Genomic DNA, 17,385 nt, shown 5'->3' with positions numbered 1-17,385 from the left:
GCGAATGCCGGACCGGCGTCGTCGTCGTCCTGGACGCCGTCGGACCCGAATCCGTAGGTGCTCACCCGGCTATCCCTTCGCCGCGTCGCTGGGCTTGGTCGACCCGGCCTTCGCCGCCTTGAGCGACTTGTCGACGCCGTCGATCAGCTCCTGCCAGCTCGCCGAGAACTTCTCGACGCCCTCGCGCTCGAGCGTGTCGAAGACGTCCTCGAGGTCGATCCCTACCCGCGCGAGGTCGGCCATCACCTGCTTGGCGTCGTCGTAGTTGCCCGTGACGGTGTCGGCCTCGGTCTCGCCGTGGTCGGCCCAGGCGTGGATCACCGACTCCGGCATGGTGTTGACGACGCCCGGCGCGATCAGGTCGTGCACGTAGAGGGTGTCGGGGTAGTCCGGGTTCTTGGTCGACGTCGAGGCCCACAGCGGCCGCTGCGGCTTGGCGCCCGCGTCGGCCAGGGCCTGCCAGCGGGACCCGGCGAAGACCTCGGAGTAGCGCTCGTACGCCAGCCGGGCGTTGGCGACCGCGCCCTTGCCCCGCAGCGCCTTGGCCTCGTCGCTGCCGATCTTCTCGAGCCGCTTGTCGATCTCGGTGTCGAACCGGGACACGAAGAACGACGCGACGGAGGCCAGGTTGGTCAGGTCGTGGCCGTTGGCCTTGGCCTGCTCCATGCCCTCGAGGAACGCGTCCATCACCTGGCTGTAGCGCTCCAGCGAGAAGATCAGCGTGACGTTGACGCTGATGCCCGCGGCCAGCGCGGCGGTGATCGCCGGCAGCCCCTCCTCGGTCGCGGGGATCTTGATGAACGCGTTGGGCCGGTCGATCAGCCACCAGAGGGCCTTGGCCTCGGCGATCGTCTTCTCGGTCTCCTTGGCGAGCCGCGGGTCGACCTCGAGCGAGACGCGGCCGTCGACGCCGTCCGAGGCGTCGAACGCCGGCCGCATCACGTCGCACGCCCAGCGCACGTCGTAGGCGGTCAGCATGCGGACGGCCTCTTCCGTGGCGACGTCCCGGGTGGCCAGGTCACGGACCTGACCGTCGTACGCGTCCGCGTCGGCGAGCGCCTTGGCGAAGATCGTCGGGTTGGTGGTCACGCCCACGACGTGCTGTTCGCGGCGCAACTGGTCCAGGGTGCCGGTGCTCAGCCGGACGCGGGACAGGTCGTCGAGCCAAATGGCGACGCCCGCGGCGGCAAGCTCGGCCAGCCGGTCGGTCATGATGCTTCGCTCCCTCAGTTGCCCGTGGTGAAACCGGTGATGGCGCCGACCTTCGCCAGCGAGGCGTGCGCCTTCGCGACGACGTTGTCGGCGGTGAAGCCGAACTGCTCGAAGAGCACCGTGTAGGGCGCGCTGGCCCCGTAGTGCTCGATGCTGACGCTCTCGCCGGAGTCGCCGACGAGGTCGCGCCACGACATGGCGATGCCGGCCTCGACGCTGACCCGGGCCTTGACCGCCTTGGGCAGCACCGACTGCTGGTAGGCCTCGTCCTGCGCCCGGAACCACTCCTGGCACGGCATCGAGACGACCCGGGTCGGCGTGCCGTCGGCCTCCAGCCGCTCCTGCGCGGTCAGGCAGAGCTGCACCTCGGAGCCGGTGCCCATGAGGATCACCTCGGGCTGGCCGTTGGAGGCCTCGGAGAGGATGTAGCCGCCCCGGGCGACGTTCTCCGCCGACGCGTAGCGCTCGCGGTCGATGGTCGGCAGGGCCTGCCGGGTCAGGGCCAGCGCGGTCGGCCGGTCGGTGTGCTCCAGCGCCATCCGCCACGCCCACGCCGTCTCGTTGGCGTCGGCCGGGCGCACCACGTCGAGGCCCGGGATGGCCCGTAGCGCGGTCAGGTGCTCGATCGGCTGGTGCGTCGGCCCGTCCTCGCCGAGGCCGATCGAGTCGTGCGTCCAGACGTAGGTGACGGGCAGCTTCATCAGCGCCGCCAGCCGCACCGCCGGTCGCATGTAGTCGCTGAACACGAGGAACGTGCCGCCGTACGGGCGGGTGGCGCCGTGCAGCACGATGCCGTTGAGGATCGCGCCCATGCCGTGCTCGCGGATGCCGAAGTGGAGGGTCCGGCCGAACTCGTCGCCCGGGAACTCCTTGGTGGCGTGCTCGGCGGGCACGAACGACGGCTCGCCCTTCATCGTGGTGTTGTTGCTCTCGGCGAGGTCGGCCGAGCCGCCCCACAGCTCGGGCAGCACCGGCGCGAGCGCCTCGAGGACCTTGCCGGAGGCGGCCCGGGTGGCGACGCCCTTCGGGTCGGCCGGCCAGACGGGCAGCGCGTCGGTCCAGCCCGCCGGCAGGGCGCGGGCGGTCAGCCGGTCGAACAACGCGCGGCGCTCGGGGCTGTCGGTCGACCAGGCGGCGAACGCCTTGTCCCACTCGGCGTGCTCGGCCTGGCCGCGGGCGATCGCGGCGCGGGTGTGCTCGATCACCTCGGCGTCGACGGCGAAGCTCTTGGCCGGGTCGAAGCCCAGCACCTTCTTGGTCGCGGCGACCTCGTCAGCGCCGAGCGCCGATCCGTGGATCTTGCCGGTGTTCTGCTTGTTGGGCGCCGGCCAACCGATGATGGTGCGGAGCACGATGAACGACGGGCGATCGGTGACGGCCTTCGCCGCCTCGATCGCCCGCCAGAGTGCCTCCGGGTCCTCCCGGTAGTCGCCCTCGTCGGCGTGCCCGGTGCGCCAGTCGACCGTCTGCACGTGCCAGCCGTAGGCCGCGTAGCGGGCCGCGACGTCCTCGCTCTTCGCGATGCGGGTGTCGTCCTCGATGGAGATCTCGTTGTCGTCCCAGATCGCCACCAGGTTGCCCAGCCGCTGGTGCCCGGCGAGCGAGCTGACCTCGTGGCTGATGCCCTCTTCGATGTCGCCGTCGGAGACGATCGTGTAGACGAAGTGGTCGAAGAGCGAGCCGCCGTCGCTCTCGGGGTCGAACAGGCCCTTCTCGCGGCGGGCGGCCATCGCCATGCCGACCGCGTTGCCGATGCCCTGGCCCAGCGGGCCGGTGGTGGTCTCGACGCCCTTGGTGTGGCCGTGCTCGGGGTGGCCCGGGGTCAGGGAGCCCCACTGGCGCAGCGACATCAGGTCTTCCAGACCGAGGCCGTAGCCGGTCAGGTAGAGCTGGATGTAGAGAGTGAGACTGCTGTGCCCGGCGGAGAGCACGAACCGGTCGCGGCCCGGCCAGAGCGGGTCGGTCGGATCGTGTCGCATGACCCGGTTGAACAGCAGGTACGCGGCGGGGGCGAGGCTCATGGCGGTGCCCGGGTGACCGTTGCCGGCCTTCTCGACCGCGTCCATCGCGAGGACGCGGATCGTGTCGACCGCCTTACGGTCCAGCTCGGACCAGGTGAATGTGGCTTGCTCTGAGTTGCTGGCAGGCACGATGTCGGCGCTCCTCGGCGTGAATTCCGGTCCCTCATGTCTGACCCTAGCGACCCGTGCTAAACACGTGCCGCCGGATCTCGCCCTGCGGCGCGTGTTGTGGGCGGGAAGACACTCACCGGGTGGTTCGCGCCGCACCGCGTCGGGTCGCCGATCAGCGCGGATACGCGCCGCGTACGCTGTCGATCGTCCTGTTGACCGCCGGCGGCGGTCCGATGACGAGCCCCGCGGGAAGGTAGGACACGGCCTTGAGCATGGTCACGGAGCGTCCGTCGCCGACCCTGGTCCCGGGACCGGTCCCGGTGCCCGCCCGGCGCGACCCCCGGGCCGTCGTCCGCGCCTACGTCGCGCTGACCAAGCCGCGGATCATCGAGCTGCTGCTGGTCACCACCGTGCCGGCGATGATCCTCGCCGCCGACGGGATGCCGTCGATCGCCACGATGGTGGTGGTGCTGATCGGCGGCACGCTCGCGGCCGGCGCCGCCAACGCCCTCAACTGCTACATCGACCGCGACATCGACCAGCTGATGCGCCGCACGAAGCGGCGCCCGCTGCCCACCCACGCCCTGTCCCCACAGAGCGTGCTGGTGTTCGGTCTGGTGCTGGCCGTGGTGTCGGTGGGTCTGATGGCCGGCTTCACCAACTGGCTGGCGGCCGGGCTCACCGCGGCCGCGATCGCCTACTACGACCTCGTCTACACGCTGTGGCTCAAGCGGACCACGCCGCAGAACACGTTCTGGGGCGGCGCCTGCGGCGCGGCGCCGGTGCTGATCGGCTGGGCGGCCGTCACGGGCGGCCTGTCGCCGATGGCGTGGGCGCTCTTCGCGGTCGTGTTCTTCTGGCAGATGCCGCACTTCTACGCGCTGGCGATCACCTACAAGGACGACTACGCGCGGGCCGGCATCCCGATGCTGCCCGTCGTGCGCTCGGCGACCCGGGTCAACCGCGAGATCGTGCTGTTCACCTGGCTGACCGTGGCGTCCTCGCTGGCGGCCTGGCCGCTCGGCCTGGGCCCGCTCTACGGCATCACCGCCCTGGTGTGCGGCGCGGCGTTCATCGTCGAGGCGCACCGGCTGGTGGGCCGGTCCCGCCGGGGCGAGCCGCTCAAGCCGATGCGGCTGTTCCACTGGTCGATCACGTACCTGACGATCGTGTCGGTGGCGGTCGCGCTCGACGCGCTGCTCTGAGCGACCCTCGCGCGGACCGAGCGACCTGGTGCGGAACATGCGTTCTGACCGAGAAACGCGGAAAATGCCGGCTTTGCGACACGAACTCGATCGGGCGATGCGGCTTGTCCGAGATGCCGCCCGTACTTAACGGCATATGTCCGTCTTTAGTAACTCTAAAATACTTTGCTGATTCTTAAACTCACCCGATGACTGGAATCACAAAACACGATCGGATGGCACGCGGAATGCGGTACGCGTGCTTACGCTCTCCCGCATGGCAGATGGTTCCGATACGACGCTGACGACCGAACAGCCCACCGCCACGACCCCCGAAGGTCTGGTGGCCGGGATCCGGTCGTTCGCCGCCGACCACGGTGGCGCCAGGGCGGTCATCGAATACGTCGGCAAGCGCGGCGCCCGGATCGTCCTCGTCGGGGGTGACGGGGTCTGGGTGGACCAGTTCGCGGAGGGCACCGACGTTGCCCGTGCGGCGTGCCTACACGCCGGCGTCACCGTGGAGAACGAGTGGGAGCGGGAGCTGATGGACCAGATGCGCCCGAGCAACGACCTGTGGCGGTCGATGGCCCGGCGCACGCTGTCGCGCTGACCCGCGCCGACCCACCGAGAAAGCGATCACTTGACCACCACCACATCAACCCATGAGCGGACGGCGACCCGGGAGACATCCCGGGTCGCTCTCGTTACCTGTGCGGAAATTCCTGACCTCGAGGAGGACGACCGGCTCGTGCTGGCGCCGCTGGCCGCGCTCGGCGTCACGGCCGAGCCGGCCGTCTGGGACGATCCGGCGGTCGACTGGGCCGGCTACGACCTGGTCGTGCTCCGCTCGGCCTGGGACTACGCGCCGCGCCGGGCGGAGTTCGTCGCCTGGGCGGCGGGGCGGGGCAACCTGGCCAACCCGGCCGACGTCGTCGAGTGGAACACCGACAAGAGCTACCTGGACGAGCTGGCGCGGGCCGGCGTGCCGGTGATCCCCACGATGGTCATGGGGCCGGAGGGGTGGTTCCACTACGGCCTGCCGACGGATCTCGTCATCAAGCCGGCCATCGGCGCCGGCAGCGTCGACGCGGGCCGCTACCGGCTCGACGACCCGGGGGAGAACAGCGCCTTCGACGCCCACCTGCGTCGGCTGCTGGACGCGGGCCGCACCGCGCTGGTGCAGCCCTACCTGCCGGCGGTCGACACGGCCGGCGAGGCGGCGCTGGTGTTCCTGCGCGGGCCCGACGGGCTGCGGTTCAGCCACGCCGCCACCAAGGGCGCCCTGCTGTCCGGGCCGGACGAGGGCGTCGAGGGGCTCTACCGCGAAGAGACGATCACGCCGCGGGTGGCCACGGCCGCCGAGCTCGCGGTGGCGGAGAAGGCGCTGTCAGCGATCCCCGGCGGCGTTGACCGGCTGCTCTACGCGCGCGTCGACCTGATCCCCGCCGAGGACGGCAGGCCGGTCCTGATCGAGCTTGAGCTCACCGAGCCCTCGCTCTTCCTGGGGACGGACGACGGCGCCGCCGAGCGCTTCGCGGGGGCCGTCGCCGGCCGGCTCGCCGCCGCGGGTTGACCACAGCACGCCGAGCGTCGCCAGCCAGACCAGGCAGGCGCCGAGCATGTGCAGGCCGACCAGGATCTCCGGCAGGCCGGTGAAGTACTGCACGAACCCGATCACGCCCTGGCTCAGCTCGACCGCGACCAGCACGAGCGCGGCCCGGGCGGTGCGGCGGCTGCCGGTGGCGCGGGCGGCGAACCACACCGCCAGCGAGAGGCCGAGCAGCAGGAAGACGACGTCGGCGTGGACCTGGGCGATGGTCTCCGGGTCGAGACCGGTGCGGTGGGCGTCGACGTCACCGGCGTGCGGGCCCGAGCCGGTCACGATCACGCCGAGCACGATCACCGCCAGCGAGACCAGGGTCAGCACCTGCGTGAGCTGGCGCAGCGGGCCCGGCACCACCGTGCGGGTGGCCCGGCCGTGGATGGTGCGCCGCCAGAGCGCGTACGAGGCGACCAGCACGCCCATCGAGGCCAGGAAGTGCAGCCCGACCACCCACGGGTTGAGGTTGGTGAGCACCGTGATCCCGCCGACCACGCCCTGCGCCGGGATGCCCAGGAACACGCCCAGCGCCATCAGCATGAGGCCGCGGGACGCGGGGGTGCGGCTCCGCCGGTAGTGCAGGACGGCCGCCACCAGCGTCGCGAGGGCGACCAGGCCGACCACCCAGCCGAGCATCCGGTTGCCGAACTCGATGACGCCGTGGATGCCCATCTCGCCAGTCGGCGTGTACGACGCGTCGGTGCACCGCGGCCACGTCGGGCAGCCGAGGCCCGACCCGGTGAGCCGGACGGCCCCGCCGGTGACCACGATGGCGACGTTCGCGATGATGTTGGCCAGCGCGAGGCGGCGGAGCAGGGGGATCACGCGGCAGATCCTACGTAACGTAGGAGAAAGCCCCACTCCGGGGGCGACGGCGGCGGTGATGTCGATCACTGGCGTGCCGGTTTGCTCCGCCCGGCGGAAATACGTAACGTTGTCGTAGTGAAAAACGCGGCGATGCTCCCTCCGCAGGTGGAGACGACCGGTTCCCCGGTCGTCCCCGCGGATCGGCGCACCCGCGACCGGGTCCTCCGGCTGCTGCTGGAGCGGGGCACGGCCACCGCGGCCGAGCTCGGCGAGGCGCTGTGCCTGAGCCCGGCCGCCATCCGCAAGCACCTCGACGCCCTGCTCACCGAGGGCGACGTGGTCACCCGGGAGCGCCCGGTGCGGGCCGGCCGGGGCCGGGGCCGCCCGGCCAAGGTGTTCACGCTGACCGACGCGGCCCGACTGCGCTGCGGCCGGCACACCTACGACAACATGGCCACGGCCGCGCTGCGCTGGATCGCCACCCACGGTGGCAGCGGCGCCGTCGACGCGTTCGCCGCCGAGCAGGTCGCCACGCTGGAGAGCCGCTGCCGCGACGCCATGGAGGGCGCCGGCGACGACCCGATCGCGCGGGCGGAGGCGCTCGCCGACGCGCTGACCGCCGAGGGCTACGCTGCCAACGCTTCCACGATCGCCACGGGCGGGCAGCTGTGTCAGCACCACTGCCCGGTGGCACACGTGGCGGCCGAGTTTCCCGAGCTGTGCGAGGCCGAGACGGCGGTCATTTCCCGCCTGGTCGGCACCCACGTCCAGCGACTCGCCACCATCGCACACGGTGACGGGGTATGCACGACACATATCCCGGCACAGCACGGCAACCCGACAGCAACTGTGAGGACAGATAGATGACCGAGCAGATCGTCCAGCCCGTCGTCACCCAGGAGGAGCACCTCGCCGCCCTGGGCAGCTACCAGTACGGGTGGGCCGACTCCGACACCGCCGGCGCCTCGGCGCAGCGCGGGCTCAGCGAGGCGGTGGTGCGTGACATCTCCGCCAAGAAGAACGAGCCCGAGTGGATGCTCGACCTGCGCCTCAAGGGCCTGCGGCTGTTCGGCCGCAAGCCGATGCCCGACTGGGGCGCCGACCTCGGCGGGATCGACTTCGACAACATCAAATACTTCGTGCGCTCGACCGAGAAGCAGGCGGCAAGTTGGGACGACCTGCCGGCCGACATCAAGAACACCTACGACAAGCTGGGCATCCCCGAGGCCGAGAAGCAGCGGCTGATCGCGGGCGTCGCGGCGCAGTACGAGTCCGAGGTGGTCTACCACAAGATCCGTGAGGACCTCGAGGAGCAGGGCGTCATCTTCCTCGACACCGACACGGGCCTGCGCGAGCACCCGGAGCTGTTCCAGGAATACTTCGGCTCCGTCATCCCGGTCGGCGACAACAAGTTCGCCGCGCTCAACACGTCCGTCTGGTCCGGCGGGTCGTTCATCTACGTGCCGCCGGGCGTGCACGTGGAGATCCCGCTGCAGGCCTACTTCCGGATCAACACGGAAAACATGGGCCAGTTCGAGCGGACGCTGATCATCGTCGACGAGGGCGCCTACGTGCACTACGTCGAGGGCTGCACCGCGCCGATCTACTCGTCGGACTCGCTGCACAGCGCGGTCGTCGAGATCATCGTGAAGAAGAACGCCCGCTGCCGTTACACGACCATCCAGAACTGGTCGAACAACGTCTACAACCTGGTCACCAAGCGCGCCGTGGCGCACGAGGGCGCGACCATGGAGTGGATCGACGGCAACATCGGCTCCAAGGTCACCATGAAGTACCCGGCCGTCTGGATGATGGGCGAGCACGCCAAGGGCGAGGTGCTCTCCGTCGCGATGGCCGGCGAGGGCCAGCACCAGGACGCCGGCGCCAAGATGGTGCACGCCGCGCCGCACACCAGCAGCACGATCGTCTCGAAGTCGATCGCCCGGGGCGGCGGCCGGACTTCCTACCGTGGCCTGGTGCAGGTGCTCGAGGGCTCGTCGCACTCCAAGAGCACGGTCAAGTGCGACGCGCTCCTGGTCGACACGATCTCCCGGTCCGACACGTACCCCTACGTCGACATCCGCGAGGACGACGTGGCGATGGGGCACGAGGCGACCGTCTCCAAGGTCAGCGAGGACCAGCTCTTCTACCTGATGAGCCGGGGCCTGACCGAGGACGAGGCGATGGCGATGATCGTCCGCGGCTTCATCGAGCCGATCGCCAAGGAACTCCCGATGGAATACGCCCTGGAGCTCAACCGGCTCATCGAACTGCAGATGGAAGGGGCCGTCGGCTAAATGCCCACGGAAACCGAGGTGGCGGTCACCCCGCCCAAGACGTCGAGCGTGCCCAAGACCAAGGCACAGACCCTGCGCTCGACCGACGTCGCCGACTTCCCGGCCCTGACCGGTCTCGAGGAGGAGTGGCGGTTCACGCCGCTCAAGCGGATGCGCGGTCTGGCCACCGGCACGCCGGCGGCGGAGACGTCGCTGCGCTGGGAGCACGACGGCCTGCCGGCCGGCGTGACCGTGACGGAGCTGGCCAGGGGCGACGAGCGGATCGGCCGCGTGCTGGTGCCGTTCGACCGCGTCAGCGCGCTCGGCTACGGCAACGCCGACGGCGCGACGCTGATCGCGGTGGCGCCCGAGGCGGAGCCGGCCGAGCCGGCCCGGGTGCGGGTGGTCGGTGGGGGCGCGGGTGTCGCGTACGCCCACACGGTCGTCGAGGTGGGTCGGTTCGCGAAGGCGACGCTCATCGTCGAGCAGGTCGGCTCCACCACGCTCGCCGACAACGTCGAGGTCGACGTGGCCGACGGCGCCCAGCTCACGCTGGTCACCGTGGCCGACTGGGCGTCCGACGCCGTGCAGGCGCAGCATGTCAAGTTCCGGCTCGGCCGCGACGCGCGGGTCGTCCACGTGCAGGTCAGCCTCGGCGGCGACCTGGTGCGGCAATACACGAGCGTCGAATACACGGCCCGCGGCGGCGACGCCGAGCTCTACGGGCTCTACTTCGCCGACGACGACCAGCACCTCGAGCACCGCCAGCTGGTCGACCACAACGTCCCCGACTGCCGCAGCTACGTGGGCTACCGCGGCGCGCTGCAGGGCGACGGCGCGCACACCGTCTGGGTCGGCGACGTGCTGATCCAGGTCGAGGCGACCGGCACCGACACCTACGAGATCAACCGGAACCTGGTGCTCAGCGACGGCGCCCGGGCCGACTCCGTGCCCAACCTGGAGATCGAGACCGGCGAGATCGTCGGCGCGGGCCACGCCAGCGCCACCGGCCGGTTCGACGACGAGCAGCTGTTCTACCTGATGGCCCGGGGCATCCCGGAGCACGAGGCGCGCAAGCTCGTGGTCCGCGGGTTCTTCGCGGAGCTGCTCCAGAAGATCCCGGACGAGGCCCTGCGCGACCGGCTCGGCGACGCCGTCGAGGCGCGCCTGGCGAAGGGCGACCAGTGAGCTTCATCCGCCTGTGTTCCGTCGAGGACGTGCCCAAGGGCACGGCGATCCGGGCCGTCGCCGACGACCTGGAGCTCGCGGTCGTGCACGGCGAGGACGACAACTTCTACGTCGCCTACGACGAGTGCTCGCACGCCGCGGTCGCCCTCTCCGAGGGCGAGGTCGACGGTTGCACGCTGGAGTGCTGGCTGCACGGTTCCCGTTTCGACCTGCGCACCGGCGAGCCGACCGGGCTGCCGGCGACCGAACCCGTACCCGTCTATCCCGTCGAAGTCCGTGACGGCGAGGTCTACGTCGCCCTCACGCCGAGCAATGGAGTAACGCCCGCATGAGTACCCTCGAGATCCGCGACCTGAAGGTCTCGGTCAAGCTGCCCGACGGCCAGCTCAAGCCGATCCTGGTGGGCGTCGACCTCACGGTCCGCGCCGGGGAGACGCACGCCATCATGGGCCCCAACGGCTCGGGCAAGTCGACGCTGGCCTACTCGATCGCCGGCCACCCGAAGTACGAGATCACCGGCGGCTCGGTGACCCTCGACGGCGCCGACGTGCTGTCGATGACGGTCGACGAGCGGGCCCGGGCCGGCCTGTTCCTCGCGATGCAATATCCGGTGGAGGTGCCCGGCGTCTCGGTCGCCAACTTCCTGCGCACCGCCAAGACGGCGATCGACGGCGAGGCGCCGAAGCTGCGCACCTGGGCCGGCGAGCTGCGCGGCGCGATGGAGCGGCTGCAGATGGACCCGGCGTTCGCCCAGCGCAACGTCAACGAGGGCTTCTCCGGCGGCGAGAAGAAGCGCCACGAGATCGTCCAGCTCGAGCTGCTCAAGCCCAAGGTCGCGATCCTCGACGAGACCGACTCCGGCCTCGACATCGACGCGCTGCGGGTCGTCAGCGAGGGCGTCAACCGCGTCCGCGCGACCGGGGAGACCGGCGTCCTGCTGATCACCCACTACACCCGGATCCTGCGCTACATCACTCCGGACTACGTGCACGTCTTCGCGGGCGGCCGGATCGTCGAAGAGGGCGGGCCGGAGCTGGCGGAGCGCCTGGAGGCCGAAGGCTACGCGCGCTACCTGGCGGAGACCGGTTCGGTCGCCTGACCAACGCACGAAGGGCTGCCCAGTCATGACGACTCTCGCGAATCCGACGACGTTCGACGTCGCCGCGCTGCGCGCCGACTTCCCGATCCTCGGCCGAGAGGTCAACGGCCACCCGCTGGTCTATCTGGACAGCGCCAACACGTCCCAGAAGCCACGCCAGGTGCTCGACGTCATGCGGGAGCACCAGGAGCGGCACAACGGCAACGTGTCGCGCTCGGTGCACACGCTGGGCACCGAGGCGACGCTGGCCTACGAGGGCGCGCGCGAGAAGGTGGCCGGGTTCGTCAACGCCCCGGCCGCGTCCGAGGTGGTGTTCGTCAAGAACTCGACCGAGGCGATCAACCTCCTCGCGTACGCCTTCTCGAACGCCTCCGCGACCCCGGACAGCGATCCCCGGTTCCGCCTCGGGCCCGGCGACGAGGTGGTGATCTCCGAGATGGAGCACCACTCCAACATCGTCCCGTGGCAGCTGCTGTGTGAGCGCACCGGCGCGACCCTGCGCTGGTTCCGCGTCACCGACGAGGGCCGGCTCGACGAGTCCACGCTCGAGTCGCTGGTCAACGAGCGCACCAAGCTCGTCTCGCTCGTGCACATGTCCAACATCCTCGGCACGATCAACGACCCGGCCGCGATCATCGCCCGGGCCCACCAGGTCGGCGCGCTGGTCATGCTCGACTGCTCGCAGTCGGTGCCGCACCTGCCGGTCGACGTGCAGGGCCTCGGCGCCGACTTCATCGCGTTCACCGGCCACAAGATGCTGGGCCCGACCGGCATCGGCGTGCTCTGGGGCCGGGCCGACCTGCTCGAGGCGATGCCACCGGTGCTCGGCGGCGGCTCGATGATCGAGACCGTGACGATGGAGAAGTCGACGTTCGCGCCGGCCCCGGCCCGGTTCGAGGCCGGCACGCCGCCGATCGTCGAGGCGGTCGGGCTCGGCGCCGCGATCGACTACCTGTCCGGCATCGGCATGCCCGCGGTCCAGACCCACGAGCAGGAGATCACGGCGTACGCCCTCGAGGCGCTCGCTTCCGTGCCCACCCTGCGGATCTTCGGCCCCACGGACATGACCGGCCGCGGCGGCACGATCTCGTTCGCGCTCGAGGGCATCCACCCGCACGACGTGGGCCAGGTGCTCGACGACGAGGGCGTCGAGGTCCGGGTCGGGCACCACTGCGCGCGGCCGATCTGCGTGCGCTACGGAGTCCCGGCCACCACCCGCGCCTCGTTCTACGTCTACACGACGACCGAAGAGGTCGACGCGCTCGTGCGCGGGCTCGAGCGGGTCCGAAAGGTGTTCGGCTGATGCAGTTCGACCAGCTCTACCAGGAGATCATCCTGGAGCACTACAAGCGGCCGCACGGTCGCGGGCTCCGGGAGCCGTTCGGCGGCGAGGCGCACCACGTCAACCCGACCTGCGGCGACGAGGTGACGATCCGGGTCGCGGTGGCCGGCGACAAGCTCACGGACGTCTCGTACGAGGGGATGGGCTGCTCCATCAGCCAGGCCTCGGCCAGCGTGCTGCACGACCTGCTGGCCGACCTGCCCATCGGCGAGGCGCTCAAGGTGCACGACGCGTTCGTCGAGCTGATGCAGGGTCGCGGCCAGATCGAGCCGGACGAGGAATTGTTGGGCGACGGCGTGGCGTTCTCCGGAGTGGCGCGCTATCCGGCGCGCGTGAAGTGCGCCCTGCTGCCCTGGATGGCGTTCAAGGACGCCGCGGTACGCGCCGGCGTCGCGGTGGGACCCGAGGTGAAGGCATGAGTGAAGAGACAGTGACCCCCACGCCGTCGAAGGCCACGATCGACGAGGTCGAAGAGGCCATGAAGGACGTCGTCGACCCCGAGCTCGGCATCAACGTGGTCGACCTGGGCCTGGTCTACGGGGTGCACGTCGACGACGAGAACGTCGCGACGCTGGACATGACGCTGACCTCGGCGGCCTGCCCGCTGACCGACGTCATCGAGGACCAGACCCGCTCGGCCCTGATGAGCGGCCCGGGCGGCGGCCTGGTCAGCGACTTCCGGATCAACTGGGTCTGGCTGCCGCCGTGGGGCCCCGACAAGATCACCGACGAGGGCCGCGACCAGCTCCGCTCGCTCGGCTTCAACGTCTAGCTCTTCGCGCCGCCCGCCGGCGGCGTTGGCAACGGTCCGTTCCTATGCGGAAAGCGTTAGGAACGGACCGTTGCTTGCTTCCCGGAGAAAAGCGCGTGCGGTCGGCGGTGGTCGTGCCCCATGATGTGCCGGTGATCGCACTGACGAAGACCCAGGCTCCTGTCGCGACGGCCCTCGCCGGCCGCCGACAGCAGCGTGGCTCCGCGTCGGCGGCGATCCCCCTCGATCCGCGATGATCGACGCGTTCGTCGCCGGCGTGGTCGCCGGCTACGGCGTCGCGATCCCGGTCGGCGCCATCGCCATCCTCATCATGGGTCTCGCGGCCCGCACCTCGTTCCGGGTCGGCGCCGCGGCGGCCCTGGGCGTCGCCACCGCCGACGGGCTCTACGCCGCCGTCGCGGTGCTCGGCGGCGCGGCCCTCGCCGGCGTCATCGCGCCGATCGCCACCCCGCTGCGCTGGGTCGCCGTCGTCGTCCTGCTCGGGCTGGCCGCCCACACGGCCGTCACCGCCGTGCGGCACCACCGCGACCCGGCCCGGGCCGCCCGCACCAGGGACGGCCTGGGCACACCGGCCCGGGCGTACGGGGGGATCCTCGCGCTGACCCTGCTCAACCCGATGACCATCGTCTACTTCGCGGCGCTGGTGCTCGGGCGGCAGGCCAGCGACGAGCTCGAGCCGGCCGGCGAGGTGCTGTTCGTGGTGGGCGCGTTCCTCGCCTCGGCGAGCTGGCAGCTGCTGATCGCGTCGGGCGGCACCCTGGTCGGCCGGCTGCTGACCGGGCCGCGGGGACGGCTCTACACCGCCCTCGCGTCCAGCCTGCTGATCATCGTGCTGGCCGTCGGCCTGGTGGCCTAACGCTCCGGCGCGTCGAAGTGCGTCGAGTACATCTCGACCAGCATCGAACCGCCCTTGATCGACGAGGTCGCCTCGGGGCCGGTCACTCCGTCCGGGAGCTGGCTGGCCCCGCCCTCGGGGCCGAGCGGCACGACGATCAGGACCGGGCCGGCCTGATACGCCTGTGGCTCGCCCTCGCCGGTGATCTCGGCGCGGATGTTGGCCGCGACCACCTCCGACTGCCGTCCGGCGGCGCCGGCGGTGTCCCGGTCGGCGGTGGTGATGTCGCCCAGCGCGTAGACCCCGTCGCCGCCCTTCACCTGGAGCCGCTCGTCGACCGTCAGGTAGCCGCGGGCGTCCTTGGCATCCGCGAGCGCGCCGCGCACGTAGTCGGTCGCCGGGCGCACGCCGAACGCGCGGAACCAGATGTCGGCGGTGATCTCCTCGCCGGCCTCGGTGGTCACCGCGACGGCGGCGACCGCCCCGGGCGCGGCGTCGGGGAGGGCCCGCAGCGGGCTGCCGAGCACCAGCTTCACGCCGATCTTGTCCAGCTGGCGCTTGAGCTCGTCGCGCAGCTCCTGGTCGAACGGGCCGTGCAGGATGTCGGGGTTGACGTCGACGACCGTGACGTCCTTGGCCGGCATGAAGTGCTTGATCTCGCCCGCCAGCTCCAGCCCGGCCGGTCCGGCGCCGACGATCAGCACCCGGTCGGCCGCACCGAGAGCGGTGTGGGCGTCCTGCAGGGCGGCCTTGGCGCGGCCCTGGTCCGGCTCGACCGACTTCGCCGGGAACGGGTACGCCGAACCCGTCGCCAGCACCAGATAGTCGGGCTCGAGCTCCGCGCCGGACGCCAGGGTGACCTTGTGGCCGTCGACCGCGACCGCCCGGTCGCGCACGAACCGGCCGTTGTGCAGCAGCCGGTTGAGCGGCATGAAGATCTTGTCGATCCAGGACGGCTCGACGAGCGCGCGCCAGGCCGCGACGTTGTGCAGGAAGGCGTCGGACGGGTCGACGAGCGTGACCTCAGCGACGTCATCGAGCGCCTTGGCGGTCTTCAGGCCGCCGTAGCCGCCGCCGAGCACGACGACGGACGGGCGCTTGACCTCGGTGTCTGTCACCAGTGTTACCTCCGTGAAAAGGCTAGCGACCCTTGCTTCGCTAGCTGCTTCGGAAATACTAGCGACCTTTACCGCGCTAGCATGGCGTGGTGACCGATAGCGCGGTACGTCACAGCGCGGAGATCCGGGAGCGGTGCTCCCGGGGCGACGTCGCGCTGGCCCGCGCGTTCACCATCCTCGGCAAGCGCTGGTCGGGCGTCGTGGTGGGCAGCCTGAGCACCGGCCCCGCCGGGTTCCGTGAGCTGTCGCGCCTGGTCGGCGGCGTGAGCGACTCGGTGCTGTCCGACCGGCTGACCGAGCTGTGCGACTTGGGCCTGGTGAGACGTGAGGTCGACCCGGGGCCGCCGGTGTCGGTGAGCTACTCACTCACCGAGGCGGGGGAGGGCCTCCTCCCGGCGCTCAACATGATCGCCGAGTGGGCCGAGAAGCACCTGCCCGAGCCGCCGACCTCCTGCTAGAGGTTCTTGAGCGCCTCGCGCCGGGACAGCCCGGACAGCGGGGTCGCCTCGACGAACGACCGCACCGCGGCGGGGTCGGTCTTCGCGTACTCCCGCAGCGCCCAGCCGATCGCCTTGCGGACGAAGAAGTCCGAGTGGGCCGCCTGCCGCGCGCAGTAGCCGAACAGTCGGTCGGTGTCCGTAGCGGCCTTGTAGAAGAGCTGGTGCAGCAGCGCCGTCCGGATCACCCAGATGTCGTCGTCGGCGATCCACGCGTCCATCTCCGGGATCAACGCGGCGTGCTGGTTGACCATCGGCCCGACCACCCGGGCGGCCAGCACGTCGACCGTGTCCCACCACGGCTTCGTGGTGATCAGGCCGCGCACCGCCGGCAGGGCGCCCGCCGACAACACCCCGGCATGCTTCCGGAGGTACGCGCACGCGAAGTACTGGTACTCCCGCTCGGGCCGGGCCCAGCAGGCGCCGGCCAGCGCGAGCAGGTCGGCCTCGGTCGGCCGGGGCGTGCCGGCGGTGGCCTGCCGGGCCAGCTCCCGCTGCCGCGGCGACATGATGCCCAGGAAGGCGAACTGGTCGCGCATGTAGGCCCGCATCGCCACGGCCCGGGCGTGGTCGCGGTCGGCCTCGAACAGCGCGGTCAGGCGGTCAAGCACCGGCTCGGTCACGGGGACATTGTGGCGTGCCGTACCGTCGCGGGAATGACCACCAGCCGGCCGGCCGCGGGTGGCGGGCGCTGGGTCGACGTCGACCCCGACCGCCTGACCCGGTGGGTCGACGGCTTCCGGGCGCGGCACGGCGACTACGCCCAGCGGCCCACCGACGACGGGCTGCTGCTCGCGGCGTTCGACGGCGCGACGGCCGCGCTGCACCCGCCGCCCGGCGCGCCGCTCTCCGCCGACCTGGCCGACTTCGTCGAGGCCGCCCGGGCGCCGCGCCGGCTCGGGCTGCTGCTGGCCCGCAAGGCCGCGGTCGCCGTGGGCGTGGCCGAGGGCGCACGGCTGCTCACGTCCAAGGTGGACAGTTCCTACGTGCAGAGCCGGACCGCGGCCGGTGGCTGGTCGCAGCAGCGGTTCGCCCGGCGCCGCGACAACCAGGCCAAGGCCGCCGCCCGGGACGCCGCCGACCTGGTGGCCCGGATCATCCTGCCGGCCGCCGGCACGCTGGCCGCGCTGGTCTGCGGCGGCGACCGCCGGACGGTCGACGCGGTGCTCACCGACCCGCGGTTGGCCCCGCTGCTGCCCCTGCGGGCGGAGCGGCTGCTCGACGTGCCCGACCCGCGCCACGCCGTGCTGGTCGACGCCGTCACCACCGCCCGCGCGGTATCGATCCTGGTGCGCGACCCGCAAAGCTAGGCGGTACCCTCCC

18 protein-coding genes and 1 pseudogene are annotated in these 17,385 nt (G+C 71.2%); 14 read left to right on the top strand and 5 right to left on the bottom strand.

Annotation, left to right across the window (positions count from 1 at the left end; translation table 11 throughout):
• Positions 1 to 69: 69 nt before the first annotated feature.
• Both tal and tkt read right to left on the bottom strand, forming a co-directional pair.
• Positions 70 to 1,212 carry a transaldolase gene (gene tal, locus O7635_RS33695; protein ID WP_278084532.1) on the bottom strand — a complete coding sequence of 381 codons (1,143 nt, stop codon included), beginning with the start codon at positions 1,210 to 1,212 and terminating at the stop codon, positions 70 to 72.
• A gap of 14 nt (positions 1,213 to 1,226) precedes the next feature.
• Positions 1,227 to 3,362, bottom strand: a complete 2,136-nt coding sequence (gene tkt, locus O7635_RS33690) for a transketolase (protein ID WP_278084531.1) — start codon at positions 3,360 to 3,362, stop codon at positions 1,227 to 1,229.
• 254 nt (positions 3,363 to 3,616) lie between these two features.
• Here tkt and O7635_RS33685 point away from each other — a divergent pair, with 254 nt between their 5' ends.
• From O7635_RS33685 to O7635_RS33675, 3 genes are all read left to right on the top strand, one after another.
• A complete protein-coding gene (locus O7635_RS33685; RefSeq protein ID WP_278085639.1) occupies positions 3,617 to 4,549 on the top strand; it encodes a heme o synthase in 933 nt (310 codons plus the stop codon).
• Between the two features lie 256 nt (positions 4,550 to 4,805).
• A complete protein-coding gene (locus O7635_RS33680) occupies positions 4,806 to 5,138 on the top strand; it encodes a hypothetical protein (RefSeq protein WP_278084530.1) in 333 nt (110 codons plus the stop codon).
• Between the two features lie 30 nt (positions 5,139 to 5,168).
• On the top strand, positions 5,169 to 6,101 hold the full coding sequence (locus O7635_RS33675) for a hypothetical protein (protein WP_278084529.1): 933 nt from the start codon (positions 5,169 to 5,171) through the stop codon (positions 6,099 to 6,101).
• Here O7635_RS33675 and O7635_RS33670 read toward each other — a convergent pair.
• Positions 6,093 to 6,953, bottom strand: a pseudogene (locus O7635_RS33670) (COX15/CtaA family protein); the annotation flags it as partial. The gene O7635_RS33675 and the pseudogene O7635_RS33670 overlap by 9 nt on opposite strands.
• A gap of 132 nt (positions 6,954 to 7,085) precedes the next feature.
• Between O7635_RS33670 and O7635_RS33665 the strand changes: the two are divergent.
• From O7635_RS33665 to O7635_RS33625, 9 genes are all read left to right on the top strand, one after another.
• The gene (locus tag O7635_RS33665) at positions 7,086 to 7,802 is read left to right on the top strand and encodes an HTH domain-containing protein (protein ID WP_278084528.1); all 717 of its coding nucleotides are present in this window, start codon (positions 7,086 to 7,088) and stop codon (positions 7,800 to 7,802) included.
• On the top strand, positions 7,799 to 9,232 hold the full coding sequence (sufB, locus tag O7635_RS33660) for a Fe-S cluster assembly protein SufB (protein ID WP_278084527.1): 1,434 nt from the start codon (positions 7,799 to 7,801) through the stop codon (positions 9,230 to 9,232). The genes O7635_RS33665 and sufB overlap by 4 nt, the downstream gene beginning before the upstream one ends.
• A complete protein-coding gene (gene sufD, locus O7635_RS33655; RefSeq protein ID WP_278084526.1) occupies positions 9,233 to 10,399 on the top strand; it encodes a Fe-S cluster assembly protein SufD in 1,167 nt (388 codons plus the stop codon).
• Positions 10,400 to 10,404: 5 nt separating this feature from the next.
• Positions 10,405 to 10,731 carry a non-heme iron oxygenase ferredoxin subunit gene (locus O7635_RS33650; protein WP_278085638.1) on the top strand — a complete coding sequence of 109 codons (327 nt, stop codon included), beginning with the start codon at positions 10,405 to 10,407 and terminating at the stop codon, positions 10,729 to 10,731.
• Positions 10,728 to 11,498, top strand: a complete 771-nt coding sequence (sufC, locus tag O7635_RS33645) for a Fe-S cluster assembly ATPase SufC (RefSeq protein ID WP_278084525.1) — start codon at positions 10,728 to 10,730, stop codon at positions 11,496 to 11,498. Before O7635_RS33650 ends, sufC begins: the two co-directional genes overlap by 4 nt.
• 25 nt (positions 11,499 to 11,523) lie before the next feature.
• The gene (locus O7635_RS33640) at positions 11,524 to 12,801 is read left to right on the top strand and encodes a cysteine desulfurase (RefSeq protein ID WP_278084524.1); all 1,278 of its coding nucleotides are present in this window, start codon (positions 11,524 to 11,526) and stop codon (positions 12,799 to 12,801) included.
• Positions 12,801 to 13,259: a Fe-S cluster assembly sulfur transfer protein SufU gene (sufU, locus tag O7635_RS33635; protein WP_278084523.1), complete on the top strand. Its 459-nt coding sequence runs from the start codon at positions 12,801 to 12,803 to the stop codon at positions 13,257 to 13,259. Before O7635_RS33640 ends, sufU begins: the two co-directional genes overlap by 1 nt.
• Positions 13,256 to 13,612 carry a metal-sulfur cluster assembly factor gene (locus tag O7635_RS33630; RefSeq protein WP_347405318.1) on the top strand — a complete coding sequence of 119 codons (357 nt, stop codon included), beginning with the start codon at positions 13,256 to 13,258 and terminating at the stop codon, positions 13,610 to 13,612. Before sufU ends, O7635_RS33630 begins: the two co-directional genes overlap by 4 nt.
• 232 nt (positions 13,613 to 13,844) lie before the next feature.
• Entirely contained in the window at positions 13,845 to 14,468 is a 624-nt protein-coding gene (locus O7635_RS33625; RefSeq protein WP_278084522.1) for a LysE family transporter, read from the top strand.
• Here the strand turns inward: O7635_RS33625 and O7635_RS33620 are convergent.
• Positions 14,465 to 15,565 carry an FAD-dependent oxidoreductase gene (locus O7635_RS33620; RefSeq protein WP_278084521.1) on the bottom strand — a complete coding sequence of 367 codons (1,101 nt, stop codon included), beginning with the start codon at positions 15,563 to 15,565 and terminating at the stop codon, positions 14,465 to 14,467. The two genes, O7635_RS33625 and O7635_RS33620, sit on opposite strands and share 4 nt — an antisense overlap.
• Before the next feature lie 89 nt (positions 15,566 to 15,654).
• Here O7635_RS33620 and O7635_RS33615 point away from each other — a divergent pair, with 89 nt between their 5' ends.
• Positions 15,655 to 16,023: a helix-turn-helix domain-containing protein gene (locus tag O7635_RS33615; RefSeq protein WP_278084520.1), complete on the top strand. Its 369-nt coding sequence runs from the start codon at positions 15,655 to 15,657 to the stop codon at positions 16,021 to 16,023.
• On the opposite strand, the gene O7635_RS33610 is transcribed toward O7635_RS33615, so the two are convergent.
• Positions 16,020 to 16,685, bottom strand: coding sequence for a DNA alkylation repair protein (locus O7635_RS33610; RefSeq protein WP_278084519.1), 666 nt, complete (start codon positions 16,683 to 16,685; stop codon positions 16,020 to 16,022). The two genes, O7635_RS33615 and O7635_RS33610, sit on opposite strands and share 4 nt — an antisense overlap.
• 33 nt (positions 16,686 to 16,718) lie before the next feature.
• Here O7635_RS33610 and O7635_RS33605 point away from each other — a divergent pair, with 33 nt between their 5' ends.
• Positions 16,719 to 17,372 carry an acVLRF1 family peptidyl-tRNA hydrolase gene (locus O7635_RS33605; protein WP_278084518.1) on the top strand — a complete coding sequence of 218 codons (654 nt, stop codon included), beginning with the start codon at positions 16,719 to 16,721 and terminating at the stop codon, positions 17,370 to 17,372.
• Positions 17,373 to 17,385: the final 13 nt, after the last annotated feature.

This window comes from Asanoa sp. WMMD1127, from assembly GCF_029626225.1.
GTDB lineage: Bacteria > Actinomycetota > Actinomycetes > Mycobacteriales > Micromonosporaceae > Asanoa.
The sequence above is the reverse complement of the archived record's forward strand: the minus strand, read 5'-3'. Positions and strand labels throughout refer to the sequence as shown.

Bases quoted from the DNA above. Each gene is read 5' to 3' on its own strand.
- tal (WP_278084532.1), bottom strand. From the start codon at position 1,212: ATGACCGACCGGCTGGCCGAGCTTGCCGCCGCGGGCGTCGCCATTTGG.
- O7635_RS33685 (WP_278085639.1), top strand. From the start codon at position 3,617: ATGGTCACGGAGCGTCCGTCGCCGACCCTGGTCCCGGGACCGGTCCCG.
- O7635_RS33680 (WP_278084530.1), top strand. From the start codon at position 4,806: ATGGCAGATGGTTCCGATACGACGCTGACGACCGAACAGCCCACCGCC.
- O7635_RS33665 (WP_278084528.1), top strand. From the start codon at position 7,086: ATGCTCCCTCCGCAGGTGGAGACGACCGGTTCCCCGGTCGTCCCCGCG.
- sufB (WP_278084527.1), top strand. From the start codon at position 7,799: ATGACCGAGCAGATCGTCCAGCCCGTCGTCACCCAGGAGGAGCACCTC.
- sufD (WP_278084526.1), top strand. From the start codon at position 9,233: ATGCCCACGGAAACCGAGGTGGCGGTCACCCCGCCCAAGACGTCGAGC.
- sufC (WP_278084525.1), top strand. From the start codon at position 10,728: ATGAGTACCCTCGAGATCCGCGACCTGAAGGTCTCGGTCAAGCTGCCC.
- O7635_RS33640 (WP_278084524.1), top strand. From the start codon at position 11,524: ATGACGACTCTCGCGAATCCGACGACGTTCGACGTCGCCGCGCTGCGC.
- sufU (WP_278084523.1), top strand. From the start codon at position 12,801: ATGCAGTTCGACCAGCTCTACCAGGAGATCATCCTGGAGCACTACAAG.
- O7635_RS33630 (WP_347405318.1), top strand. From the start codon at position 13,256: ATGAGTGAAGAGACAGTGACCCCCACGCCGTCGAAGGCCACGATCGAC.
- O7635_RS33625 (WP_278084522.1), top strand. From the start codon at position 13,845: ATGATCGACGCGTTCGTCGCCGGCGTGGTCGCCGGCTACGGCGTCGCG.
- O7635_RS33605 (WP_278084518.1), top strand. From the start codon at position 16,719: ATGACCACCAGCCGGCCGGCCGCGGGTGGCGGGCGCTGGGTCGACGTC.